Raw genomic sequence first — 25,171 nt, forward strand, 5'->3', positions numbered from 1 at the left:
ACGGACGAAAAACTCTGCTTTAGCCACCTTGAGGAGAATCTCATGAAACGTTTCGCCCCGCTGTCCCTTATCGCTGCATTGACCATTCCCGGCGCTGCCTTCGGCCAGGCAAGTGATATGAAGGGTATGGACATGAAACAAGGCTGCATGGACATGAAGGATATGAAGGGCATGGATATGTCGGCATGCAAGCGCATGACGAAGGAGAAGACGTCCGATAGCAAAGTCCAGGGCACGCCAAAAAAAGGGGCAGTGCATAAAACGTCAGGCGTAGTGAAGGCGCTGGATCAGGCCAACGGCAAAGTGACGCTTGCACATGACCAGGTCAAGACGCTCAACTGGCCGCCAATGACGATGAGCTTCGGCGTCAAGGACAAGTCATTGCTCCAAAAGCTGGCAGTCGGCAAGAAGGTTGACGTGGAGTTCACCCAGCAAGGGTCGAACTACATCATCTCATCTGTCAAATAACGCGCGTACGACCGTTCATGCTCGTACCAAGTCATCGAGCGCAGTGACAAGCTGGGGCAGCCGCGGTCGCGGCTCTGGCATGTCATCGCGTCCGGACATGACAATCTGCCGCGCTGCGCGCAGCACCGTACAGAGCCGGGTGTCTGCATCAAGTTCGTTTCAACTTTCTAGTGTGTGCGCTTGTCGCTGCAAGCATGCTACATTGTCCATATGTGCAGCAGGCTACGATCATTTTTCTTGTGCCTACTAATCGTTTCCTTACCAGTGCAGGGCATTGCGGGAGTAGCGAGGTTCGCGTGCGGCATGTCTCACCATGCTTCAGTCGTCTCCAGTACCGAGCCGGATGCGCCATTGGCGGTTGCCGCCGCAGACGCCGGCAGTCAGGCGGTCACTCACGAACATGTCGCCGCGGCGGCGCAGGGCGCTTCTTCACCTGATGGAGACTGCGCGTCTACAAGCACGGATGCGCATGAGCGGTCCAGTTGTGGTACCTGCGCGGGCTGCAGCATTGGCGCATGCGCGCCGCCCCCCGTGGCCCTTGTGACCGCAGTGGAAGAACCGGCCAACGGACTTCAGCAACTCTCCCCATCCTCTTTTACCGGGCATATCCCCGCCCGCATCGAACGCCCACCTCGTCTTCTCACGCCAACCGGGCGTGACGACTCTTCGCGGCTAGTGCCGGCGAACGTTTCCTGAACCTGCTGCTCAGCCCTTGCTGCGCGCCTGTGCGTCCTTGACCCATAGGGCGGCGCGCGGCCCTGCGGCTTTGTTCCACCAGCAGCGCGCGGTGCCTGCCGAGTCGGCTGCGAACCTGGCCTGCGCACGCGCCGGGAGCGTAGGCATTGGTCTGGCACCCGCTGCGCCAGAACTTTCAATTCGTATCGGAGGACCATATGAAGTATGTAGATGTATCTGAAGCGGGCGTCAGCAGTTGGCGCCGCCGCTTCCTGCAGGGCCTCGGTGCTGTGGCTGGGCTTGCAGGTTTGAGTCCGGGCGCACTGTTCGCTGCCCAGGAGGACCGCCGGGTCCTGCGCGGCAGCAATTTCGACCTGGAGATCGGGCCCGCAGCTGTTAACTTCACCGGCGCCGACCGCATTGCCACGGTGGTCAATGGCCAGCTTCCTGCGCCGACGCTCTACTGGACCGAAGGCGACACCGTGACGATCCGGGTCACCAACCGGCTCCCAACGGTCAGTTCGATCCACTGGCACGGCATCCTCCTCCCAGCCGAGATGGATGGTGTGCCGGGACTGAGTTTCGCCGGCATCGAGCCCGGCCAGACGTTCACGTACCGGTTTGACGTCAAGCAGAGCGGCACCTATTGGTACCACAGTCACTCCGCGTTCCAGGAGCAGACCGGCCTGTACGGTCCGATCGTCGTGATCCCGAAGGGAGGGGAGCGCGTAGCTGCAGACCGCGACTACGTGGTGATGCTTTCGGACTGGACCGACGAGAAGCCCGAGCGTGTGCTGGCGAACCTGAAGAAGATGAGCGACTTCTTCAACAACAAGCAGCCGACCTTCGGCGAATTCGTGCGTGACGTGCAAACGATGGGGTTTTCCGCAGCGGTCGACAAGCGCAAGATGTGGAACCAGATGCGCATGATGCCCAACGACTTCAGCGATGTGACGGCAAGCAGGAACATCAGCGGAGCGCTTCGGTACCTGATCAACGGCGCCACGGCGGAGATGAACTGGACCGGCCTGTTCCGCCCGGGCGAGAAGGTCCGCCTGCGTTTGATCAACGGCGCGGCGACGACCATCTTCGACCTACGTATCCCGGGCCTGAAGATGACGGTCATCTCTGCCGATGGCCAGGATGTGGAGCCCGTCACCGTAGACGAGATACGCATCTCGGTCGCGGAAACCTACGATGTCATTGTCGAACCGAGCGAAGAAAAGGCGTACACGGTGTTCGCTCAGTCGATAGGACGTTCGGGGTTCGTGCGCGCGACGCTCGCGCCACGAGCGGGCATGCAGGCTCCTGTTCCTGCCGTGGACGAAGCGCAGTGGCTGACCATGACGGACATGATGGGTGCGATGACCATGTCTGGCATGCACGGCGGTGGGCATGGCGGGCATGGAACGGATGCACAGGCGACGGGCGGCGGCTCGTCATCCCCCGCGCGAGCGGCCGCCGCGTCATCCCATCAGGGTCATACGCAACAAGCCGCTGCCCCAGCTGACGCTCATGCCGCGCACGCGCAGATGTCCTCGCCCGCCAAGCCTGTCCAGCCTCCCAAGGTCACCCATGCCCGCACGGAATATGGACCAGGCGTCGACATGCACGTCGATATGCCGCGCACCAACCTCGATGACCCGGGCGTCAACCTGCGCGGAAATGGCCGCCGTGTCCTGACCTATGCAGACTTGCGGACGGTAGGCGGGACGGTCGATCCACGGGAGCCGACACGCGAGATCGAGCTTCACCTTACCGGCAACATGGAGCGGTTCATGTGGTCGTTCGACGGCCAGAAATTCTCCGAGGCTCTGCCGATCCATTTCCGGTATGGCGAACGGCTGCGCATCGTCCTCGTCAACGACACGATGATGAATCACCCGATTCATCTGCATGGCATGTGGAGCGACCTGGAGTCCGAAAACGGCGAGTTCCAGGTCCGGAAGCACACGATCAACGTGCAGCCGGCCCAACGGATCGCTTACCGCGTCACGGCCGACGCACGTGGCCACTGGGCCTTCCACTGTCACCTGATGTACCACATGGAAGCCGGAATGTTCAGGGAGGTGGTCGTATCATGAGGACTCCTACGATGAAGTCAATGCCCGCCGTCCTTGTCCTGGCTGGTCTACTGTCAGCGAATGCAATGGCGCAGACTACGCCGCCATCGGGACAACACCACCAGCCGTCCCAGCCTGTCACGGGACAGGACATGTCGACGATGGACCATTCGAAGATGGGGCACGCACCACCGGCGCAATCGAGTGCAACGCCATCGCAGCAGGCGCCCACCGCCCCGGCGTCACCAAAAGCCGTAGAAGCTGGTCACGCCGGTCACGGGAGCCCGGCCCCGGCGCCGCAGGCGATAACCTCAGTCCAGAAAGTGGAACCCCAAACACACGATGCCGGGCATGCAGGCCACGGTACGCAGCCACAAAGTGCGCCGGCCGCCAAGCCCAGTGCCGCCCCCGTCCACATGCCTGGCATGGATCACTCGGCGATGGGGCATGGTGCCAGTGCTGGCCAGACTGGGCAACCGGCTCCAGCGGCGAATGCTGCGCCCATGGGTGGGCACGGCATGATGATGGGACCGATGCAGGGAGGTAAGCCTCCTCCAGATGCGCGCGATCCGAACGCCTACAACGAAGGGGCGCGGCACGCCAATTTCGGCAACCACGAGATGCACGACAACGCCCCGTTCGGGAAAGTGCTGGTCGACAAGGCTGAGGTGGCGAAAGGCGATGGCGAACGCGGCCAAAACCTGGAAGTCGAGGCGTGGTACGGCAACGACTACAACAAGGCTTGGGTGAAGCTCGAAGGCGAGCGCCGCGGCGGGGCGCTCGAAGCGGCCCGTACCGAACTGCTCTGGGACCGCGCATTCGCGCCGTTCTGGAGCACCCAGCTGGGCATACGGCACGACGCCGGCGAAGGCGGCGGAAGGGACTGGCTCGCCTTCGGGGTGCAGGGCCTCGCGCCGTACTGGTTCGAGACCGAGGCGACAGCGTATTGGCGGTCCGGAGGCGAGCTTGCGGCGCGCTTTGCGGTGAAGTACGAGATCTTGTTCACTTCCAGGGTGATTCTCGAACCAGAGTTGGGTGCAAACCTGTACAGCCGGGCCGATCCCGAGCGGGGCACTGGAAAAGGCCTTTCCGATCTCGGCTTCGGACTGCGACTTCGGTACGAAATAACGCGCAAATTTGCGCCTTACATCGGTGTTACCTGGGGCCGGCAGTTCGGGGAAACCGCCGACTACACGCGTTTGCGCGGCGGCCAACGTAGCCAGACGCAGGCAGTAGCTGGACTGCGGCTGTGGTTTTGAGTCTATATAGGGTGAGGCGTTAGCAGCCCAGGGAAAGGGATGTCCTGTGGGCGACACTGAAACCAACTTTTTTTAGGAGAGCATCATGCATCAACACTACGAGAGCTGTATTGAAGCGTGCAACGATTGTGCTAACGCATGCGACATGTGTGCGGCAGCGTGTCTGCAGGAGGATGACGTAAAGATGATGGCGCGCTGTATCGCCCTGGACATCGATTGCGCGCAGCTGTGCCGGTTGGCTGCGGCAATGATGGCAAGGGGCAGCGAAGCTGCAAAGCTTGTTTGCGAGGCGTGCGTGTCGCTTTGTGACATGTGTGCGGAAGAGTGCGGCAAGCATCAAATGCAGCATTGCCAGGAATGCGCTGCCGCATGCCGCAAGTGTGCCGCCGAGTGCCGTCAGATGGCATCCGCTTGAGTTGAAGCGAGGCGACTGCCGCTGTCCTCGGCAGTCGTTAAGCGCTTCTTCACACTAATGCATGACGCGAATATGCGTCGGCCTTTTTGCGCGCAAAAGAATCTTGTATGGCCGGGTGTTGTAAAAACACATTTTTATTGCCAACGTGTAGACTTCTGGCTACATTGGAAAGGCGGCAATATGTATAGACATGTTGGCTGTCGGTTCTCCCGCTCCGGCTTGGTCCCGCAGCCTCGGAAATGTGTCAGCTTCAGTTCAATAGCTCCTACAAAAATAAACCCGGAGGGTAAATGGCTTACAAGTACGTCCCAAGAACGACTGCCGCGCTTGCAATGATTGTTCTGCAGCAGAGCGCATATGCACAACAGCCAGCCACAGGCGATACCGCTGAACCGGCAGGAATGCAGCGCGTCCAGGTCACCGGGAGCCGTATCAACCTACGGCAGGAACAAGTCTCCGGGGTGGGTCCCGTCACCGTGATCGATGCGGAAACCATCCAGCGCTCCGGTGCGATCTCGATCGAAACACTTTTGCAGCGGCTTCCGTCCTCTGCCGGCACGGCGGGCAGCCAGACCAGTGCGTACTGGACCAGCAACGGCTACGGCACCACCCAGGTCAACCTGCGCGGCCTGGGAATCGACCGGACATTGGTACTCCTGAACGGGCGCCGGGTCGTGTCCGGCGGGACGGGGGCGAACAGCTCGGTCGACCTGAACATGATTCCGGTGGCGATGATCGAACGGATCGAGGTCCTGAAAGACGGCGCCTCGGCCATCTACGGCGCCGATGCGGTGGCCGGCGTCGTCAACATCATCACCAAAAAGGCCTTCGACGGCGTCGAAGCCTCGGTGCGCTACGGGAAGACCGAGCGCGGCGACGGCGCCGAGAAGTCGGCGGACGTCGTCTGGGGAACCAGGAGCGAGCGCGGTTCGCTGATGGCATCCCTGAACTATTCCGAGAGCGAAGCGGTCAACCTTGCCTCGCGCGCGCCTTGCTCACTTTTCGAGGACGAGGGAGAGCTGGTGTGTTCGGGCAGTTCGTCCACCATCGGCGGGCGTGCGCGGCTGGCGGATGGCCGCCGGGTGAACTTCAACCAGGACCCCAGCGGCAATCCGCGCGGTTTCGAGGCCTACAGCGCGGCCAGGCACGCCTATAACAGCAACCCGTTCCTCAATGCGGTGAACCCGATCAAGCGCGTCGGCGCCAGCGCCTTCGGCAACGTGCGCTTGAACGACAAGGTCGACCTGTTCACTGAGCTCATGTTCACCAACCGCCAGTCCAGGCAGCTTGCAACGCCCGGCGCGATTGGTGTTTATCGGCCGATTGAAATCGCTGCAAACCATCCCACCAATCCGACCGGGCAGAACCTGACGCTGGAGCGCCGCCGCGTGGCCGAAGTTGGCCCGCGCTACTTCTTCCAGGAGACGAACACCTTCCGGGTGCTTGCCGGCCTGAAAGGTGAGATCGGAGAGAAATGGGACTGGTCCGCGTCCATTAACTGGGGACGAAACACCGGCGTTGACGGGATGACGAACATCATCAACCTCGATCGCGTCGACGCGACCCTCAACGCCGCAACCTGCGGCAGGGGGCCGGCCGCAGCCCCATGCGGCAACTATCTTGGCTACGGCAACCTCAGCCCGGCGGTGCTCGAATACATCCACTTTACGACCCGCGACCATGGTGGGAACGACCAGAAGAGCTTCAATGCAAGCATCAGTGGCGAGGTGTTCTCGTTGCCAGCGGGGCCGGTCGGTTTTGCATCCGGCTTCGAGTACCGGCAGGAGCGCGGATGGCGTGACCCGGACGCCCTGATCGTGTCGGGCGCCGCCAATACGCCTGCCCAGGATGCGATCGCCGGCGAGTACAGCGCGCGCGAGGTCTTCGCAGAGCTGGCCGTCCCCTTGCTGGCCAAGCTGCCCCTGGTCGATTCCCTGACCCTGAACGCCGCGGCGCGGTACTCCGACTACAGCCTGTTCGGGTCGCAGGCCACCTACAAGCTCGGTCTCGACTGGCAGGTCATCCCGACGTTGAAAATGCGCGCTAACCGCTCGACCGCATTCCGCGTGCCGAATGTCCCTGAACTCTTCGGCGGTGTCTCCGAGGGTAACCTGACGACGACCGATCCATGCAACAACTGGAATACGTTAGATGCGAACTCCGCGGTCTACAAGAACTGCCAGGCGTCCGGCCTGCCTGCCGGATTCAGGCAATTCGGACCGTCGATCCTGACGACAGGCGGTGGCAACCAGAACCTGAAACCGGAAGAGGCGGACACGTTCACCGTCGGCGCCGTCTGGACGCCGTCCAAGGCATTGACCCTGACGCTCGACTATTTCAATATCAAGATCAACAACGCGATCGAAACCGTCCCCGGCTCGACCAAACTCTCGGTCTGCTACAACTCCCCGGGGCTGGCACACATCTTCTGCGGGCCGCAGAGCTTTACGCGCGATCCGCGTACGGGTGAAATCAACTTCCTGTCGTCCCAGCCCGAGAATGCGGCACAGCAGCGCGTCGCCGGGATTGACCTTGGCGCCATGTATGACTTCAACCTGTTCGGGTGGTCGTCGTCAGTTACGGCGGACGTTTCCCGTCTTAGCGAGTTCGACGTGACGCCGTTCCCTGGCGGCGAGGTCATCGAGTATGCCGGCAAGATAACTGGCGGCCGCGGCAGCTACGCTAAATGGCGGTCGACAGCGTCCTTGACCACGTCGAACGGCCCGTGGTCGGGGTCTTACACGGTCCAGTACATCGGCAAGGCTGACGACATCAACGCTGCCCCAAGCGATATCGGCTCCCGCGCGCCGAGCATCGCCTACCACAACGCCAGCCTGAAATATGCATTCAATAAGGCGATTGCCCTGTCGGTCGGCATCGACAACCTGTTCGACAAGCGCCCTCCGTATATCCAGAGCTGGACAGACGGAAACACCGACACGATGACCTACGACCTGCTTGGCCGCCGCTGGCACGTTCGCCTCGGCTACAAGTTCTAGGCACTGGGTGACACCACGCAGGCCGCTGCGCGTGCATAATGCGCGGCGGCCGCGCGGTGGACAGTCTGCCCTGCCGGGTAACACAACTCAAACACGAACACTATGCAATTAGCCTTCTGGGTGCGACGCGCCCATAAATGGATCGGACTTGTCATTGGGGTGCAGGCACTGCTCTGGATGATCAGTGGCCTGTACATGGTCGTCGTCCCGCTCGAGGTCGTCCACGGCGACCATCTGGCGCACGTCCCCACTGAACGGCTCAACCCGTCGGCAACCCGCATCACGCAGGCACGCCTGCACGAGCTCTACCCTGGCATTACCTCCCTCCGCATGAAGAGCCTGCTCGGGAAGGAAGCCTATGAAATCAAGCAGGGCCAGCAGACCACCCTGGTGGACGCCGCCGACGGCAAAAAGCTCAGCCCGCTCGGCCGGGAGGACATCGTCGCGCTCGCCGATGCGGCCTATGTCGGCGAAGGCAGCATCCGCGGCGTGGAGTGGGTCACCAAGGCACCCCAGGAAGTCGGTGCACGACCTGTGCCCCTGTGGGCGGTCCATTACGACGAGCCGGGCAAGACGACGCTGTATTTTTCGCCTTTTACCGGTGACCTCGTCGCGCGGCGCCATGAACTCTGGAGGTGGTTCGATTTCCTGTGGATGTTCCACATCATGGACTATGAAGAACGAGAGAACGTGAACAACACGCTCCTGCGCGTCGCCTCGATCTCCGGGCTGGCGTTCGCGCTGAGTGGAGCCTGGCTGCTCTTCTACAGTTTCACGCGGAGGAAGGCGGTATGAGTCACTGGATGCGACGCCTCCACAAGTGGGTGGGACTGATCCTGGCGATTCAGTTCGTCCTGTGGATGTCCAGCGGGGTCATGATGAGCCTGCTCGAGGCGGACAAAGTCGCCGGACGCGAATTTCGCGTCAAGCCGCCGGCGCCGCCGGCATGGCCGCGCGATGTCATGAGCACGGACGCGGTGCTGGCTGCCACCAAAGAAAACATCATGACCATCGGTTCAGGCTGGGTGCTCGACCAGCCGGTCTACCGCCTGCAAAACGACAAGCGCAGCTGGCTGGTGAGCGCGAGCGACGGAGCCGCCATCGTAGTCGACGCACAGCTCGCCGCAAAGATCGCGCGGGCGTCTTACTCCGGCCCCGGCAAAGCCGGCGCGCCTCGGCTTCTTTCGTATACGCTGGAAGCCCGCAGCCATAAGGAACCGGTCTGGCGCATCGACTTCGATGATGCCGACGAGACGTCGGTCTATGTGTCGAGCAGGTCGGGCGCCGTGCTCGAACATCGGAACAGTACCTGGCGCCTCTTCGACCTGTTCTGGATGCTCCACATCATGGATTACAGCGAGCGGACAAACTTCAACAATCCCTTGCTGGTCGCGAGCGCGATCGGCGGCTTGTGGATGGCCTTGACGGGCGTATGGCTGCTGTTCGTGAGCGTCCGCCTGGCAGAGTTCATCCCCAGCCGCTGGCGTCGAAGCCGGACCGTGAACCTGGTCGCCACTAGCGGGAGGCCGCAGCGTTCGATCGATGCTGTACAGGGCGACACGGTGTTCCAGGCGCTTGCCCGTTCCGGCCTGCAGTTGCCGTCCAATTGCGGCGGCGGACAAAGCTGTGGCCTGTGCGAAGTCCGGTGCGTCGGAAATGTACCCGCACCGACAGGCGCCGACCGCGCGCTGCTGTCGCCCGCTAAACTCGAGGCGGGTTACCGTCTGGCCTGCAACCTGCCAGTGAAGCGCAGCCTCGACATCGACGTTGGGGATGCCACGGCCCTGGCCGACGAGCGGGCAGGGGTCGTCACCAGCGTCAAACCCCTGTCGCCCTTCCTGCGTGAGATAACGGTGCGCCCGAACGCGCCGGTCGCGTGTCGTCCGGGGGCATACGTCCAGGTCCATGTTCCCGTGTATGAGCGCGATGCCACCCATCTCGAGATTCCCGAGGACCATCATGAGGACTGGCGGACAGTGGGCACTCTGGCAGCGCTCGCGAACGATGCGCCGGTTCGCCGTTCGTATTCGGTGGCAGTGCCGCTCGAGCGCTGCGACGGGCAACTGACTTTCCTGGTCCGCTTCGTACCTGGTCCGAAGCCGGGCAGGGGATCGGGTTACATGTACACGCTGAAGGTCGGCGATGAAGTCCATTTCAGCGGCCCGTTTGGTGACTTCGCCCTCAAGGAAGGCGCGCGCGAGAAGGTGTTCATTGGTGGTGGTGCCGGCATGGCGCCGTTGCGCGCAATGATCCATGAGCTGCTGGCAAAGGGCGCAACGGAGCCACTGCACTTCTGGTACGGCGCACGCAGCCGCCGCGATGCTCCTTATGTGGAAGAGATGCGGGAGTTCGCTTTGAAGTATCCGAACTTCGATTGGAATCTGGTGTTGTCGGGAGAAAGCGACGAGCCTGGCATCCAGAATGGACTAGTGCACGAGGCGGTGCTGACGGGTCTTTTGCGCACGCACCCGAATGTAGATTCGCTGGAATTTTATGTCTGCGGTCCGCCGGCGATGCTTTCTGCGACTCGTGAAATGCTTCGAGGACTAGGCGTCGAAGACGCACGAGTGGCCTACGACGACTTCAAAATTTGAGTGTTCGTGTTGACTGTGCCTACCTTAAAACCGTCGCATCATCCCCAATAGGGACACAACGGCTTAAGAGCAATAGGATGGACGCCCCCACCGGTAACGGCATCCATGCGCCAAAGTGGATGTGGCGAGCAACCACTTGGACCGAGGGGGCGTCACCATGAAATAGTGGAGCGGTGCGGCGGAATCGGACTTGCGCGAGAATTACTTGAGTGAGGCGCCCAGCCATCGATCCAGATCGTCGAGCAGTGGTGTCGCGCTGATCTGACAAACCTGCCATCTGGCCGGACCTGCATGAACGCCTGCGCCCTATTGCACATCTTCCCTGATTTGCCGCTCCATGTCGGGTGTCAGCTCGGTGGAGCGGGCGGGCAGCACGGTGTTGCCACGCTTTCCCTTGCTCTCGATATCCTGGATGAGCAATTTCATTTCAGCGATCTCCCTGACTTGGGAAGCAATGATGCTGTCCGCCAGCTTGCGCACGCGCGGGTCGCTGATGCTTGCCTTGCGAGCGTTGTTGATGGCAATCGAATGGTGGGGAATCATCGACTTCATGAACTTCACATCATCGATGAAAACCTGGCCCCGATTCGCAGCAAGCAATGCAATGCCTGCGATAGCCGCCGCCACCACGACCGTGATTTTGGTACGTGTGCCTTTGTACATCGACCACATAAAACCCAGCATCACGACGGTCATGACACAGCCCATCACCAGAGACGCGACCAGCCGGTTGACGGCGAAAAAGACATGATCGAACACGTACACCAGCTGATACATCAGGAAGAACATGATGACCACTGAGGTGACGATCATTGCCGCAAATTTTCCCCAACCCATTCCCATGTGCATATCGTGCCCTTGCTTGTCCATAAAGCCTCCTGATGTCAATGTGATTCCTGATTTGCTGTAATCCTGGCGGCCGGGCCCGGCCCGGCCAGCTCGATGCCGCGTCGTTTAATGCGCATGCACGCCTTCGCTCTGTTCATTCGGCCCATGTCCGGCACCTTGCATCGCCGAACCGTCGTCGCGCCGAGCGCTCGACGCGCTTCCATGCGAATGCCCACCGCTTTGCTCGACAAGCTTACGATACGCAGCCTGGTCCATCGACGGAAGCCTCTGCAAGAAGGCCACCAGGCTCCAGATATCGCGGTCCTGCATGCTTTTTCCCCATGCCGGCATGCCGGACGCCTTGATACCATGCTTGATGATCCAGAACGCAGCGGCCGGCTCGACGGGATGGCGCACCAAGTTAGGCGGCGACGGATATAGGCCCCGACTGAGTTCCGTAGGCCCTTTTCCCGGTGCTTGGTGACACTGCGCACACATCGCCTCATAATTACCCGCCCCCTTGGTGACCAGCTCCTGCTCTCCAAGTGGCGGCACCTTGATGTCATCGGCACGGACGCTTATTGAACGATCGCGGGCAAACTCGATCATGGAAAGCACTGACCTTGAGTGGCGCACGTCTGCTGCAAAACTATAGGCACCCGACCATAGGACGGCGGCAGCAACAACGACCAGGACTGCGATTGGGACAAGGGAAGTCGTCAAAATTTCCTTACCAGAAGCTTTCATTCTTCTCTCCTAGGCAATTTTCTTGGGAGGTCGAACCAATAGCAGGCGCGCCCATACGTCCAGACCGTCGCATCTGGTCATATCGAAGTTGTGGAATGCCTTGAGGTCGCGGATGCGTGTCCGCTTCCCCGCACAGTATCGGCTGCCGTCCGAAGCGCGGCGCCTGTTCAGAAAACAGGCATCGGGGCCGCGCACTGCACATTGTTGCGGTAATGGCAACCTTAACAGAACTTCTGCACCCAGGCCGCACTGTTCGCGAATGACATTTTGCGTCTTGCGCATTGTGCATAATCGTCCTCTAAGCGCCGTCTCGAGCATCGAGAGCAAAATTGCGATGAGGCTTTCTACGCCGCTGGGAAGCGGAGGGCAGCCGGCGGGCATGGCGACGCAGTTCCAGGGCAGGAAGTCGCCGACCCGATTGACAGGATGATCGGCGATATGCGTCAGCACATGACGCACCCAGGCTTCGGGGTCGATCCCGTTCAGCTTGGACGTACCAATCAGCCCATATATGGCAGCGGCGCGTTCGCCGCCGCTGTCGGCGTCGGCAAACAGGAAGTTGCGCCGGCCAGCGCGACACGCGTAGCGCCCGCTCGGCGGCCGAGTTGGCGATCTCGATGTGGCCACCGTCGACATACCGGGTGAGCGCCGGCCAGAGCTTGAGGGCATAGAGGATTGTCGCTGCCGTATCGGATTTATGCGACAGCGTTGAGAGTGTGACGTGCAGGAAGCGTTCCAGGTGGTCGAGCAGCGGTTTCGCGTGCAACTGGCGTGCGGCACGTCGTTCGTCCGGCGGCTTGTCTCGGGTATTCTCCTCGACGGCATCAGCTCGCCGATCCGGCGCAGCGCCTCGGTGATGAGCGATCTCAGCCGTGCCACGTGCGAGTCATAAATTTGCGGCGTGCGTGTGCCCAGCACGCAGCTTCGCGGACGCGGCCAGTGTCGTACACGGCATTGAAGCCGGTATAGGCATCGGCCTGGAGCACGCCGTGGAATCGGCCAGGTGACCTTGCGGATGCTCTTCCTTGCGGCCGGGCGAGTAAGCGAACCACACCGCTGGCGGGTCAGCATCGCCGCTGGTGCGGTCGTCGCGCACATAGGGTTACAGGCGCGCCGTGCGGGTCTTGCCGTTGCCTGGAGCGAGCACCGGCAGCGGCGTGTCAGCATGCAGTTTCGTTGCGGCGAAGACGTGGCGGCGCAGTGTATCGACCAGGGGACGCAGCAGCGTGCCAGCGGCGCCGACCCGGCTGGCCAATAGGCTGCGTTCGAGCTCGACCCCTTCGCGAGGCGTAGATCACGCTTTGGCGGTACAGCGGCAGATGGTCGGCAAACTACGCCACCAGCACGTGGGTCAGCAAGCCAGGGCCGGCCAGGCCGCACTCGATGGCCCGGCAGGCCACCGGCGCCTGTACGATCGCATCGCAGCAGGCGCAGGCCAGTGTGGGACGTACATGGCGAATTACGCGGAAGCCGGCTGGCACGTATTCAAGCTGCGTCGACACGTCTTCGCCCAGGTGTTTCAAGTTGCCGCCGCAGCTTGGCCAGCACCAGCTTCAGATGCTCGATCTCGGCGGTGCGCGTCGACAGCTCGGCGCCCAGATGCGCCGCACGAGCTACGCTTTGTGCCGCCCGGACTTCGCTTGCCCGCAGCATGGCTTGCAAGGCAGCGATATCGTCGGGCAGGAAGACGGCGTTGAGCATGTGTCGAAGTTTACGCGGACCACTGCAGGTCTACACATTCATTTCCACGTTACTCCAAGCGACACGACGCCTGGCGGACAGCTTGGCATGGTATCCCTTCCATAAGCTGCCAGCGTCGAGACGCCAAGCCAGGCGTAGAATCCACGGTCGCTCGGGCGCCGACTACTTCGCCTTACGTGACGACCAGTGGACGTGAACAATCGTCCAGTGATCCCCATTCTTCTCGAGGACTGCCGTCTCCGTGCCAAACACGTGAACCGGCTTTCCGCGGGCAGTTCCCGTTGTTTCGGTTTCTTCCCACACGATCGCCGTCTTGCCATCGATGCGTTCGGTCTGCTTCAACACCTTGCGGGTCGCGCTCTTCGCGAACTCCATGTCGCCACCGAGGTGGTGGCCGGCATATTCTTCACGCGAGCGTTCCACATAACCAGATTCATAGATCGTGATCTCGGGTGCGAGCAGACTGGTTGCCTTTGCCTTGTCGCCACTGGAGAGAGCCGCATGGAATGCCGCCAGGGTTTCTTTCGGCGTTGCAGCCAGGCTGCTAGCCGAGGATGCGAATAGCGTTGCTACGAGGAGGGCTCCTGCCGTGAATTGCAATCTCATTGTTAGTCCTTTTAGGTTGAAATATGTCACGATGCCATTGGCGGTGAGGTCGAACTCAAGATGGCGGCTGCCACGATGACTGCGAGCAGAATGACCGCCTCGATCTGAAGGACAAGCGCGAACTTGTGAGTGGTAGCTCGGTCAGTTGCTCCGGTTCTGCGGAGCTGTGCCAACAGGCCAGGCATGACGATGAAGCGATTCATACCTCCAAGCGCTGCGGCGGCAAAGACCAGGCCAACCTTGATGAGCAACACGGTTCCATATGGATTACCGAAAACCTGATCTGGACTTCCAAGTCCACGCCATGCGCTCAGAATGCCGGTGACGAAGATGCCGATTAACGCGATGGTTGCCGAGGTCGAAAGCGCCTCGACGTAGCGCGCAGACTCAGTACGGTTTGCCTGTCCAGCGTCGGGCTCGGCGCGCAGCACGATCAAGCCGGCGACGATCACTTCGCCCACCCAGAGACTGATCAAGACGAGGTGAACCCAGTCGACTGCGACTGCCCAGGTGAAATCCCCCCCGGCGCCGGCATGGCTGACGATGCTGCGGCTGTACAGGAACAGTGCCAGCGCACCGAGCCGCAATATGGAAGCCAGTCGGAGTCCGCGTCTCCCGGAAGCCACTGCAGTACCGATTCCGGCCACGATCAGTGCTGCAGCACCAAGTATCCAGGCATAGCCGTAGTGTGTTGCCGTGATGACGGACTGTACCGCAGGGAGGGCCTCTGCAATCGGCACCTCAGCCATGGATGCTGCCTCGAGCCACAGCGTTGCAACATATGCCGAGATGGCCACCGCTAAACCGACAAGCATCGCCTTGCGCAAGCGGGGCAACATGCCGGTTGCCCAGGGCGAGCTCGCCCTGGACAGCCAGAGGGACGCGGCCCCCGCACCCACGAGCGTGGCGACCGACAGGTTCAGGACGACGGTCGCCGCCCGCTGGATCAATGCCAGGTCTGATTCCATGTCACTTTACCCGGAAAGCGAACTCACCTTTGACCTTGTGTCCATCGCGCGTGACCGTACTCCATTGGACGCGATATGCGCCCGAATGCAGGGCGGGGACGGTGGCGACCAGTACTTTTGGGTTGGCAGCATCGAGCACCTTCTTTGAAGGCTCGACGACCGCGCCTTTTTCGTCGACCAGCTTGACTTTGCTGAACGGCAGCTCCACCTGCTCATTGAATTGCAGGCGCACCTGCGTTGGAGCCGGGCTAACCACGGCATTAGCCTGCGGCATCGATGCCTCAAGTTTCGCATGAGCGAGGGCGGCGGAAGTGAAGGCACATCCGAAGGCAGCCACCGCTGCAACCACAAGGTTCTTTGCTTTCATTTAATTCTCCAGTTGGGGCCCCTAGTCCGTTGACTGCGGGGCCGGTCATAGGTCTGCTTATTGGGCCATGGCCAGCTGGACGATCGTTACAGCGCCATTGACGCGATCGGCTGCGAACTTGACCTTGTTGCCAACTTTCACCTGGTCGAGCATGGCTGGATCCTTGACGCGGAAGACCATGGTCATCGCGGCCATGTTGAGGTTTTTCAGCTCGCCGTGACGCAGCGTGATCTTGCCGGCTTCCTTGTCGATCTTTTTGACTTCGCCATCGGTCAGTTCGGCGGGCGCCGCAGCCTGGCTGCCGGAGTGACCGGCATGCGCGTCGTGGGAACCGTGGCTACCGTGCCCGCTTTCCTGGGCAGTTGCGATGGAAGCGGCGGCGCTCATGGCGATGGCGATGGTCAGTTTCGAAAATGCGTTCATGGTGTTCCCTTTCGTTCGTTTAAAGTCGGTTAGTTGTAGTGCTTGAAAACCTTGGTGCTGCCGTTGGCCTGTACCAGCAAGACGTCGTACGGATCCTTGCGCGGCCCTTCCATTCCAGGCGAGCCGAGCGGCATCGCCGGCACGGCCAGGCCCTTCGCCTTTGGTTTTTGTGCGAGCAAACGCTTGATGTCGCTGGCAGGCACATGGCCCTCGATGGCGTAGCCCTGAACCATGCCGGTATGGCAGGAGCCGAGCTTGTCCGGAATACCGCCGCGTGCGCGGTAATCGGATGGGTTCTCGACGTTGACGACACGCGCGGTAAAACCATTCGCCTTCAGGTGTTCTACCCAGGCGCTGCAGCACCCGCACGATTCGCTCTTGAACACCTCGATGACAGGGGCTGCAGCTATCGCAAATACGGGCGTGAATAACGCAACTGCGAGTGCAACCTGGTTGAATAATCGTTTCATGAAACAGTCCTTTCGTACCTGGTCGGTACCCGAGTGGTACCTGAGTTGATGACGTATTCTGGTTAGTGATGACCCTGGTGGCCAGTCGGCTTACGAACGGTTACCTCGATGTCCGCAGGCTTCACGGCGGGCATGGCCTGGCCGCCGGCAGTCTGGCTGCGCACGGCAGCCGGCGGCTCTCCCTTCCACTCGTAGGCAACCGTGCCTGCCGGGTGCTTGTACCAGCCCGGATCCTTGTAGTCGCCCGGCTTCTGGTCCTTGCGCACTTTCAGAACCGTGAACATTCCGCCCATTTCGACCCCGCCGAAAGGCCCCTGGCCGGTCATCATCGGCAGGGTGTTTTCCGGGATCGGCATCTCCATGTCGCCCATGGAGCCGCCTTTGTCGCCCATCACCATGTAGTCCGGGATCAGCTTGGTGATCTTCTCGGCGACACCGCGGTGGTCTACGCCGATCAGCGTCGGGACGTCGTGTCCCATGGCGTTCATCGTGTGGTGCGACTTGTGGCAATGGAACGCCCAGTCGCCCGGTTCGTCGGCGACAAACTCGATGGCGCGCATCTGGCCTACCGCGACGTCGGTCGTGACCTCGGGCCAGCGCGACTCGGGCCGGGTCCAGCCGCCGTCGGTACCGGTCACTTCGAACTCGTGTCCATGCAAGTGGATCGGGTGGTTCGTCATCGTCAGGTTGCCGGTGCGGATGCGCACGCGGTCGCCCTGGCGGACGTTCATTGTGTCGATGCCCGGGAAGACGCGGCTGTTGAAGGTCCAGATATTAAAGTCGAGCATCTCGTTGACCCGCGGTGTATAGCTGCCAGGCTCGATGTCGTAGGCGTTCAGCAGGAACACGAAGTCCCGGTCCACTGCGTGGTGCTTCGGATTTTTTGGGTGGGTCACCCAGAAGCCCATCATCCCCATCGCCATCTGCACCATCTCGTCCGCATGCGGGTGGTACATGAAGGTGCCCGGGCGCCGTGCCACGAACTCGTAGACGAAGGTCTTGCCCGGCTGGATGCCGGGCTGGTTCAGGCCCGTGACCCCGTCCATGCCGTTCGGCAGGCGCTGGCCATGCCAGTGGATGCTCGTGTGCTCCGGCAGGCGGTTGGTGACAAAAATGCGGACGCGGTCGCCCTCGACCACTTCGATGGTCGGCCCCGGGCTCTGGCCGTTGTAGCCCCACAGGTTGGCTTTCATGCCAGGGGCGATCTCACGCACCACCGGCTCGGCAATCAAGTGGAACTCCTTGACGCCATTGTTCATGCGCCAGGGGAGCGACCAGCCGTTCAGGGTGACAACCGGGTTGTACGGGCGGCCGTTAGGAGGCAGCAGCGGTGGCTGCGTCGCAGCGGTGGTCATGATCGGCGCCTCCGGCAGCGTGGCGGCGCCTGCACGGCTTACCAGCCCGGCACCGACCAGCGCCGCGGCACCGGTAAAGAAATCTCTACGAGAACTCATATTGCTAATTCCTTGTTTAATGTTCGGGGGCTGCTTCGGCAGACGAGGTCGAGGCGAGCGAGACGGATGACCCTCCGCTTCCGCTGATGGCAGCCTGCAGATCGGTTTCGGCGATCCAGTAATCGCGCTGCGCTTCGATGGCAGCGTTCACGCCGGTAATCTGGGCGCGTGCATCGGCCAGCAGCTCGAAGACACTCATCAGCATGCCGTTGTAGCGAAGCAGGGTCTCTTCGGAGATCTTTTTCTGGAGTGGGACGACTTCGTCGCGATAGTGCCTGGCGACGTCGTACGTGGTCCGGTAGGCCGAATAGGCTTCGCGCACCTGCGAGCGGGCGACGGTGGCGGTATCGGCCGTACGGTGCACCGACTGCATGTAGAGCGCCTCGGCCTTGGCGGTGCGTGCGCCGCCCCAGTCGAAGATGGGCAGGGCCAGCTCGATCTCGTAGCCGTTCTCGCGCGGGGAGCCGGACTTGCTCGCGTTGGCGTAGCCGGCGTCGAGGACGTTGACGAATCCGGTCGCTTTCGTCAGACCCAGGGCGCGCGCCGTTGCCTCCGTGTCCAGCTTGGCCAGGCGCACGTCGAGACGCTGCTGCATTGCGGTCGCCTCGATATTGGCGGCATCGCGCGGAGCTGCCGGCAGTTTAGGGAGCTTGTCCGGGAGCTGGAAAGCCGTGTTGGCTCCCCAAACGCCCATCAGCCGCGTGAGCTGCTCGCGCGCCGCCGTTGCGTTGTGGCGGGCTCGGGCGAGCTGCGCTGTTGACTCGGCAGAGAAGACCTGCTCGCGTGCCTGATCCAAGCCGCTGAGGTTGCCGACCTTGGCCATGCGCTGCGCCAGCTCGGCACTTGCCTGGGCTGCGTCGCGAACCTGTTCCGCGTAGCGGGCCGCCTGCACAGCCGCCACGGCGTTGAAGTAAGCCTTGCGTGTGTCGGCAGCCAGGCGAACCGCTTCAGTAGCCGCGACGAGCTTGGCGCTTTGGAAGCGGCGCGATTCGATATCCCGGCGCAGTGGAATGGTGACCAGACCGACCAGGTCGATCATGACGCTGCGCTCGATCTCGGTCTCTCCGCCGCCCGACATGCGCCCAAAACTGAAGCTTGGGTTGCTCATGCGGCCCGCCTGCACGAGGTCGGCTTCGGCTACACCCAGGTTGGCGAGCGAGGCGCGCAGGCCCCGATTGTTAAGAAGGGCGATACGTACGGCACTGTCGGCCGACAGCGGTTGCTTCAGCATTTCAGCAAGCTCAGCCTGCGCAGGCTCGCTCTCGCCAGTTACTTTCGAGAGGCGGATGTCCTGGCCTGTGCGCTCGGCCGTCAAAGTCGAGACTGCGTCGAGGCCGCCGTCCTTCGAGAAGGTAGCGCAACCGCTCAGAACAAGGACCGCAACGCCTGCAGCAATGGCACGCAGTGAAGGAATTGGTGGCTGTATTGTCATTGGTGCCTTGGCTTAGTGATGTTTGCTGTGGTCGGCAGCAGGCTGAACGGCTGGCTTCGCAGCGGGTGCCGGCGCCGCATGTCCGGCGTGTGCGTCGCTGCTCGCTGGCGCAGGGTTGGTCCCGTGCGCGGCGCCATGCCCGCCATGCCCGGGGCCTCCAGCCACAGTGTCGTTTGCGGTTCGCCAGACCTTGTCGGGCGTAACATCGCTCTCTTGCGGCCGAGGCAGGGAAGCGCTCGTGAAGGCGGATTCGTACAGTGCAGGCGGAACGGCAACGCGCGGATCTGCCGGGTCAGGCGCGTGCGGGGATTGCTGGGCCAGTGCGGAAACAGGCACAGCCAGCAGGGCGCCAATAGTGGCGACCCAAAGCTTGAGTTTCATTGTCAGTCCTCAAAATCGGAAACGGGCGTGCTCAGGTGCTTGCTTCAGCACGCGCTGATGCTCAAGAGGCGCAACACCGGCGGCTGCAAACAGCCGGGTCAGCTCTTGTTTCGATTAAGCGGATTGATGCCGGGGAGGGCGCTGGGGGCCGTCCTGGATGAAGCCCGCGAGGAAAGCCGCAGGCGAAGCGACGGCTGCATCCGAGCCGTCGAATGAAGGAACAGCAAGATCGTTCGATGGAGGTGCGGCCGCGCCGAGGCAGAAGGACGAGCAAGCGCTGCAGGAGCCGTGCGATTGCTTCTCAACATCTGGGACAGAAGGTTCTGTATCGGAAGATAGCTCAGCCGTATGGCTTGATTGCTCCCCGCCGTGGTGAGCATGCTCGTCAGCCATCGCTTCATGATGCGAGACCGACATACCGACCGGTGTCTGCGACTGGTGATGAACCGGCGCGCAAGACATGCCAAGGCTGCCCGCGACCGCATGGAGCGGCAGCACGGCAATCAACAGCCAGAGCAGGAATGTCTTGAAGGTGCGGTTCATGGTCGAGCGGAGTATATCACGCCACTTTTCGATAAGTAATGCGGCTTAAGCATGATTAAAGGCGCGGCGGAATCGCCTCGACCAGCAGAGATGACGATGCACGGAGGGGAGGTTGAGAATCCGCTTGACCTTCCCGCCATGGGAAGGTCTAAAATTAATCGTGTCTGCGGCCTGGTAGCGACAGCGGCATTTCCTGCTGTCCTGCCGGGCGTCGTTCGCCGATGCCGTCGTAGACGAGCCAGAGCGCTAGCGTCCAGGGTTACGGACGCCCGGAACATGACTTTATTATTGTGGGGGCTGCCATGAAACACGCGCTGCACACGCATCCTGGGCACCAGCACGGTGGCCATTGTCACCATTCACATTCTAACCATTTGCACATCGGCGCTGGCACGGCTGTCGATCCAGAAGGTCCATCAGATGGGCAAACCCTGGCTTCCGCTGAGAAACCATACACCGACCCGGTATGCGGCATGAAAGTCGCGGACAGGTCGGATCGACGAATCGAGCACGAAGGCAGCGTGTATCACTTCTGCAGCATGAAGTGCATGGACAAGTTCCGAGCCGATCCGGCGGCCTACCTGCAGCGAGACGAGATACCGCCGGCTGAAGCGCCTGCGGGAACGATCTTTACCTGCCCGATGCACCCCGAGATCCAGCAGCCCACGCCTGGGAACTGCCCGAAGTGCGGCATGGCGCTGGAGCCCATGATGCCCTCGCTCGAGGACGAGGATAACCCCGAGCTGGCCGACTTTCGGCGCCGGTTTCGCTGGACCTTGCCGTTGACGATCGCCGTCACCCTGCTTGCCATGGCGGGGCACCGCATTTCCGGCGGTGGGCTGGCATATCAAAGCTGGATTGAGCTCGTCCTCAGTACACCGGTCGTGCTATGGGCCGGCTGGCCATTCTTCCTGCGCGGTGCCCAGTCGATCAGGAACCGCAGCCCCAACATGTGGACTCTGATCAGTCTCGGAGTTGGCGCCGCCTACGGGTACAGCGTCGTCGCGACCCTCGCGCCCGGATTGTTCCCTGCGACGTTCGCCGAGCACGGCCGTATTGGCGTCTACTACGAGGCGGCCGCGGTGATCGTATCGTTGACCCTGCTAGGCCAGATCCTGGAGCTGCGCGCCCGCTCACAGACCTCGGCAGCCATCAAATCCCTGCTTGGCCTCGCGCCCAAAACAGCCCGCCGCATTCGAGCGGACGGAACCGAGGAGGATATCGAACTTTCACATGTTCATATTGGCGACCTGCTGCGCGTGCGGCCGGGGGAGAAGGTACCAGTCGATGGCACGGTCCTCGAAGGTGAGAGCGCGGTCGACGAAGCGATGCTCACCGGAGAACCGCTACCGGTAACCAAGCGGCCCGGGGACAAGGTCATCGGTGCGACGATCAATGCCAGCGGCAGCCTGGTCATTCGCTCCGAACGCGTAGGCTCGCAAACCATGCTCTCCCAGATCGTCCAGATGGTGGCGCAGGCGCAGCGCTCGCGGGCGCCCATGCAGCGGCTGGCTGACGTCGTGGCCGGCTATTTCGTGGTCGTGGTCGTCGTTATCGCACTGCTTACCTTGTTCGGTTGGGGCCTATTCGGGCCCGAACCCAGCTGGGTCTACGGGTTCGTCAACGCCGTCGCCGTCCTGATCATCGCCTGTCCCTGTGCCCTCGGCCTGGCGACGCCGATGTCGATCATGGCGGCTACAGGCCGTGCTGCAACCCAAGGGGTCTTGTTCCGGGATGCCGCAGCGATCGAAGCGATGCGCAAGGTGGATACCATCATCGTCGACAAGACAGGCACGCTCACGGAAGGCCGGCCGGCCTTCGACCGCGTCATTGCTGCGTCCGGGTTCCAGGAGGAAGACGTTCTTCGGATCGCCGCCAGCATCGACCAGGGCAGTGAGCACCCGTTGGCGCACGCGATCGTCGCCGAGGCCCGCCGGCGCAACCTGGCGCTGGATAAACCTGAAACGTTCGAGTCCTCCAGCGGGATCGGCGTTCGAGGAAAGCTCAATGGGCAGCAGGTCGCCCTGGGCAATACCGCGCTCATGGACATCGAGAAGGTCGATTGGCGACCGTTGCAGCCTGCTGCGGAAGACCTTCGGCAAGTGGGCGCAAGCGTCATGTACCTGGCGTTGCAAGGCAAGCTCGTCGGACTCATCGCGGTGTCTGACCCGGTCAAGCAGACTACCCCGGAAGCTTTGGCAACGCTTCGGGACGCGGGGATGACGGTTGTGATGGCAACGGGTGACGGTGTCACCACCGCGCAAGCGGTCGCTGCGAAGTTGGGTATCGCTCAGGTTTATGGCGAGGTCAAGCCCCAGGACAAACTGGCCCTGGTAGAGCGGCTGCAACAGCAGGGGAGAGTGGTAGCGATGGCTGGCGATGGCATCAACGACGCGCCTGCTCTGGCGAAAGCCAACGTCGGCATCGCGATGGGGACGGGTACGGATGTCGCCATCAACTCTGCCCATGTCACCCTGATCAAAGGCGACCTGCGCGCGATTGCCAGGTCCCGCCTGCTGTCGCTCGAGACCGTGCGCAACATGCGGCAGAACCTCGGCTTTGCATTTGTCTACAACGCACTCGGGATCCCGCTCGCCGCGGGCGTTCTGTATCCATTCACCGGGCAGCTGCTGTCGCCAATGATCGCCGCCCTGGCGATGAGCCTCAGTTCAGTATCGGTGATCGGGAACGCATTGCGGCTGCGCGGGACGGCTGGCGGGACGAAGGAAACAGGATAGGTCTGGCAGGGCAGGTCTCTGGCCTGTCCCGGAGGTATGCGAAAATGCGTGGCTCCGCAAACAGAGGCCCATTGCATTTGCATGCTGCTCTTGCTGTGCTCGTGACGAACTGCGCCGCGGGGCTTATCTTATTCTTCGCGCATAAACCATGAATGTTGTCGTCACAAGTGAAACGCTCGACCTTGTCGCCTTTGTCGGCGCCATTTTTGCCCTCGTCGCGCTCGGCTGTGTCGTGTACTGGGAAGTGCAGCGGCGGCAGCAACGGAGGCGTCAGATTGCACGCGCGGAATCCGCAGGCCGAAGAAGCAAGAAACGGGCGCGAGCCAAGAGGTAAACCAGGGCTCCGGATGCGACACCAATTCCAGGGCCCGTGGCCCGGAGCGCCACATTTACTATTTCAGCTTGAGAATTCGACGTGCACCCGTCAATACGATCACGCCGATGACAGTACCGACAATCAGGTCTGGATAGGGAGAGCCGGTCCAGGTGACGAGGGCTCCCGCAGCAATCACCCCGATGTTTGCAATAACATCGTTTGCAGAGAAGATGTAGCTTGCCTTCATGTGCGCCCCACGATCACGTTTCTTGGCGATCAGCACCAGGCAAGTCACGTTCGCGGCCAGTGCTACGGCGCCCACACCCATCATCAGTCCGGATTCCGGTTCGCTGCCGAAGAAGGCGCGGCGTACTACCTCGCTCAACGCACCCAGCGCGAGGACCATCTGCAGCCACCCTGCCAGGTGTGCCGCGCGCGTCTTCAGCGCTGCCGCCCGGCCGACGGCATAGAGAGCCAAGCCATACACGGCAGCGTCGGCAAACATGTCAAGGGAATCAGCTATCAGCCCAGTCGATTCGGCGATCAATCCCCACACCAGCTCTACCACGAACATGATGGCATTGATCACAAGAAGCAGCCGTAGCGTCTTCGCTTCCGACGCATCTCCGGCCTTGTCTGCCGCAAGATCCTCTTGGGATGAGTCCGGTTGGGATCCGAGCAGGTGCGCGCCCAGTTTCAGCGGCCCGAGCTTGGCCAAGATGGGAGCGACCTCTCCCGTATGCGCAACACGGAGCTGCCGTTGCGAGAGATCGAAGTTAAGGGATTGGATGCCACCGACGTCCGCCAGTGCCATGCGGATCATGTTCTCCTCCGAGGGGCAATCCATCTTCGGAATCCCGAGCGTACTCAGCATACGTCGGCTGCCGGCCTTTGGCTCGACAGGGCGCGAGCCGCGCAGCTCGACACCCAGGCGCAAGGGTTGCAGCACCTCGACAAGTTCATCTGCCTTGCCTTCGTGCAGCACAGTGACAGTACGGGTATTGAGGTCAAAAGTGATGTTGTCGATGTCGTCGAGTTTGCCCAAAGCCATCCGGATCAGATTTTCTTCCGACGGACAGTCCATTTTGGAAACAAACAATTCGGTTTCGAGGCGGGTCGTCGGATTGGTTTGATCTTGTGTCATTTCGCTGAGCCTTTTCGTCGCTGGATTCACCAAGGATAAACCTTCAAGCAGCTTCAACGTCAAGCGTGCTCCCGGGGCTGACTCTGCTTCAGCCAAGGAATCTACGAAACCTCATGTGGCGGCGTCAGGGCGTCAATGATCCGGCAATCGGCAGCTCGCCCGCCGCGGCATGAAGCCAGCAGGCGAGAAAGATGTTCCTTCAACAGGTTGAGGTCCCTGATCTTTTGCTCAACCTCCGCCAGATGTCGCTCGGTCAGCGTAGTCACGGCACAGCAGTCACCATCGCCCTGGTCGGAAAAGGCCAGCAGGCTTCGTACCTGATCGATCGTGAAACCGATCTCCCGTGCGCGGCGAACAAACGTCAGCCGGGCCACATCTTCGCTTCCGTAGAGCCGATAGTTGCTGCCCGAGCGGGATGGCGACTCGAGCAAGCCGATTTTTTCGTAATAGCGGATGGTAGCTGCAGGGGTCTGCGTTGCTTCGGACAGCTGACCTATCGTGAAAGTATGTGACATGTGCTTGACCTTGAAGTGGCTTTAAGGTTTATAAAGGTCATTTATTAATCCGTCAAGCCAATTCA

At 61.6% G+C, this 25,171-nt stretch carries 22 protein-coding genes and 1 pseudogene; 8 read left to right on the plus strand and 15 right to left on the minus strand.

The features are described from left to right. Positions 1–42: 42 nt before the first annotated feature. A complete protein-coding gene (locus FVD38_RS16955) occupies positions 43–468 on the plus strand; it encodes a copper-binding protein (protein ID WP_147935904.1) in 426 nt (141 codons plus the stop codon). 705 nt (positions 469–1,173) lie between these two features. Here FVD38_RS16955 and FVD38_RS26535 read toward each other — a convergent pair. Further along, on the minus strand, positions 1,174–1,311 hold the full coding sequence (locus FVD38_RS26535; protein ID WP_187271627.1) for a hypothetical protein: 138 nt from the start codon (positions 1,309–1,311) through the stop codon (positions 1,174–1,176). 50 nt (positions 1,312–1,361) lie between these two features. Here FVD38_RS26535 and FVD38_RS16960 point away from each other — a divergent pair, with 50 nt between their 5' ends. The 6 genes from FVD38_RS16960 to FVD38_RS16985 all read left to right on the plus strand — a co-directional run bounded on the left by FVD38_RS16960 (position 1,362) and on the right by FVD38_RS16985 (position 10,473). Then, positions 1,362–3,227, plus strand: coding sequence for a copper resistance system multicopper oxidase (locus FVD38_RS16960; protein ID WP_147935905.1), 1,866 nt, complete (start codon positions 1,362–1,364; stop codon positions 3,225–3,227). Positions 3,228–3,724: 497 nt separating this feature from the next. Next, on the plus strand, positions 3,725–4,465 hold the full coding sequence (locus FVD38_RS16965) for a copper resistance protein B (RefSeq protein WP_229493742.1): 741 nt from the start codon (positions 3,725–3,727) through the stop codon (positions 4,463–4,465). A gap of 85 nt (positions 4,466–4,550) precedes the next feature. Then, positions 4,551–4,880 carry a four-helix bundle copper-binding protein gene (locus FVD38_RS16970; protein WP_187271628.1) on the plus strand — a complete coding sequence of 110 codons (330 nt, stop codon included), beginning with the start codon at positions 4,551–4,553 and terminating at the stop codon, positions 4,878–4,880. A gap of 290 nt (positions 4,881–5,170) precedes the next feature. After that, complete coding sequence (locus FVD38_RS16975; RefSeq protein WP_147935907.1) at positions 5,171–7,879, plus strand: TonB-dependent receptor; 2,709 nt, start codon at positions 5,171–5,173, stop codon at positions 7,877–7,879. Positions 7,880–7,981: 102 nt separating this feature from the next. Then, complete coding sequence (locus FVD38_RS16980) at positions 7,982–8,674, plus strand: PepSY domain-containing protein (RefSeq protein WP_147935908.1); 693 nt, start codon at positions 7,982–7,984, stop codon at positions 8,672–8,674. Further along, a complete protein-coding gene (locus FVD38_RS16985) occupies positions 8,671–10,473 on the plus strand; it encodes a 2Fe-2S iron-sulfur cluster-binding protein (RefSeq protein WP_147935909.1) in 1,803 nt (600 codons plus the stop codon). The genes FVD38_RS16980 and FVD38_RS16985 overlap by 4 nt, the downstream gene beginning before the upstream one ends. A gap of 306 nt (positions 10,474–10,779) precedes the next feature. Here FVD38_RS16985 and FVD38_RS16990 read toward each other — a convergent pair whose 3' ends face one another. The 12 genes and pseudogenes from FVD38_RS16990 to FVD38_RS17040 all read right to left on the minus strand — a co-directional run bounded on the left by FVD38_RS16990 (position 10,780) and on the right by FVD38_RS17040 (position 20,393). After that, complete coding sequence (locus FVD38_RS16990) at positions 10,780–11,343, minus strand: DUF305 domain-containing protein (RefSeq protein ID WP_147935910.1); 564 nt, start codon at positions 11,341–11,343, stop codon at positions 10,780–10,782. 84 nt (positions 11,344–11,427) lie between these two features. Beyond that, a complete protein-coding gene (locus FVD38_RS16995) occupies positions 11,428–12,048 on the minus strand; it encodes a c-type cytochrome (RefSeq protein WP_147935911.1) in 621 nt (206 codons plus the stop codon). 390 nt (positions 12,049–12,438) lie between these two features. Beyond that, positions 12,439–13,589: pseudogene (tnpC, locus tag FVD38_RS27095) on the minus strand (IS66 family transposase); the annotation flags it as partial. Beyond that, positions 13,534–13,749, minus strand: a complete 216-nt coding sequence (locus tag FVD38_RS27225; RefSeq protein ID WP_229493747.1) for a hypothetical protein — start codon at positions 13,747–13,749, stop codon at positions 13,534–13,536. The gene FVD38_RS27225 and the pseudogene tnpC, both read right to left, overlap by 56 nt. A gap of 162 nt (positions 13,750–13,911) precedes the next feature. Then, positions 13,912–14,355 (minus strand): YybH family protein, encoded by a 444-nt coding sequence (locus FVD38_RS17005; protein ID WP_147935912.1) that lies wholly within the window; start codon positions 14,353–14,355, stop codon positions 13,912–13,914. 26 nt (positions 14,356–14,381) lie between these two features. Next, positions 14,382–15,323 carry a CopD family protein gene (locus FVD38_RS17010; RefSeq protein WP_147935913.1) on the minus strand — a complete coding sequence of 314 codons (942 nt, stop codon included), beginning with the start codon at positions 15,321–15,323 and terminating at the stop codon, positions 14,382–14,384. A 1-nt stretch (position 15,324) separates the two neighbouring features. Continuing rightward, positions 15,325–15,690 carry a copper homeostasis periplasmic binding protein CopC gene (gene copC, locus FVD38_RS17015; protein ID WP_147935914.1) on the minus strand — a complete coding sequence of 122 codons (366 nt, stop codon included), beginning with the start codon at positions 15,688–15,690 and terminating at the stop codon, positions 15,325–15,327. A gap of 57 nt (positions 15,691–15,747) precedes the next feature. Continuing rightward, positions 15,748–16,113: a copper-binding protein gene (locus tag FVD38_RS17020; RefSeq protein ID WP_147935915.1), complete on the minus strand. Its 366-nt coding sequence runs from the start codon at positions 16,111–16,113 to the stop codon at positions 15,748–15,750. A gap of 29 nt (positions 16,114–16,142) precedes the next feature. Next, on the minus strand, positions 16,143–16,583 hold the full coding sequence (locus FVD38_RS17025) for a DUF411 domain-containing protein (protein ID WP_147935916.1): 441 nt from the start codon (positions 16,581–16,583) through the stop codon (positions 16,143–16,145). A gap of 62 nt (positions 16,584–16,645) precedes the next feature. Continuing rightward, on the minus strand, positions 16,646–18,037 hold the full coding sequence (locus FVD38_RS17030; protein ID WP_147935917.1) for a multicopper oxidase family protein: 1,392 nt from the start codon (positions 18,035–18,037) through the stop codon (positions 16,646–16,648). Positions 18,038–18,053: 16 nt separating this feature from the next. Continuing rightward, a complete protein-coding gene (locus FVD38_RS17035; RefSeq protein ID WP_147935918.1) occupies positions 18,054–19,469 on the minus strand; it encodes a TolC family protein in 1,416 nt (471 codons plus the stop codon). A gap of 495 nt (positions 19,470–19,964) precedes the next feature. Beyond that, positions 19,965–20,393 (minus strand): hypothetical protein, encoded by a 429-nt coding sequence (locus tag FVD38_RS17040; protein ID WP_147935919.1) that lies wholly within the window; start codon positions 20,391–20,393, stop codon positions 19,965–19,967. Between the two features lie 302 nt (positions 20,394–20,695). On the opposite strand from FVD38_RS17040, the gene FVD38_RS17045 reads away from it, so the two are divergent. Beyond that, positions 20,696–23,131 carry a heavy metal translocating P-type ATPase gene (locus tag FVD38_RS17045; protein ID WP_147935920.1) on the plus strand — a complete coding sequence of 812 codons (2,436 nt, stop codon included), beginning with the start codon at positions 20,696–20,698 and terminating at the stop codon, positions 23,129–23,131. A gap of 392 nt (positions 23,132–23,523) precedes the next feature. Here the strand turns inward: FVD38_RS17045 and FVD38_RS17050 are convergent, their stop codons facing one another. Further along, on the minus strand, positions 23,524–24,591 hold the full coding sequence (locus tag FVD38_RS17050) for a cation efflux transmembrane domain-containing protein (RefSeq protein WP_147935970.1): 1,068 nt from the start codon (positions 24,589–24,591) through the stop codon (positions 23,524–23,526). Between the two features lie 101 nt (positions 24,592–24,692). Next, positions 24,693–25,106 (minus strand): MerR family transcriptional regulator, encoded by a 414-nt coding sequence (locus tag FVD38_RS17055; protein WP_147935921.1) that lies wholly within the window; start codon positions 25,104–25,106, stop codon positions 24,693–24,695. Positions 25,107–25,171: the final 65 nt, after the last annotated feature.

The sequence above is a fragment of the Massilia arenae genome (assembly GCF_008014745.1).
GTDB classification, from domain to species: domain Bacteria; phylum Pseudomonadota; class Gammaproteobacteria; order Burkholderiales; family Burkholderiaceae_D; genus Telluria; species Telluria arenae.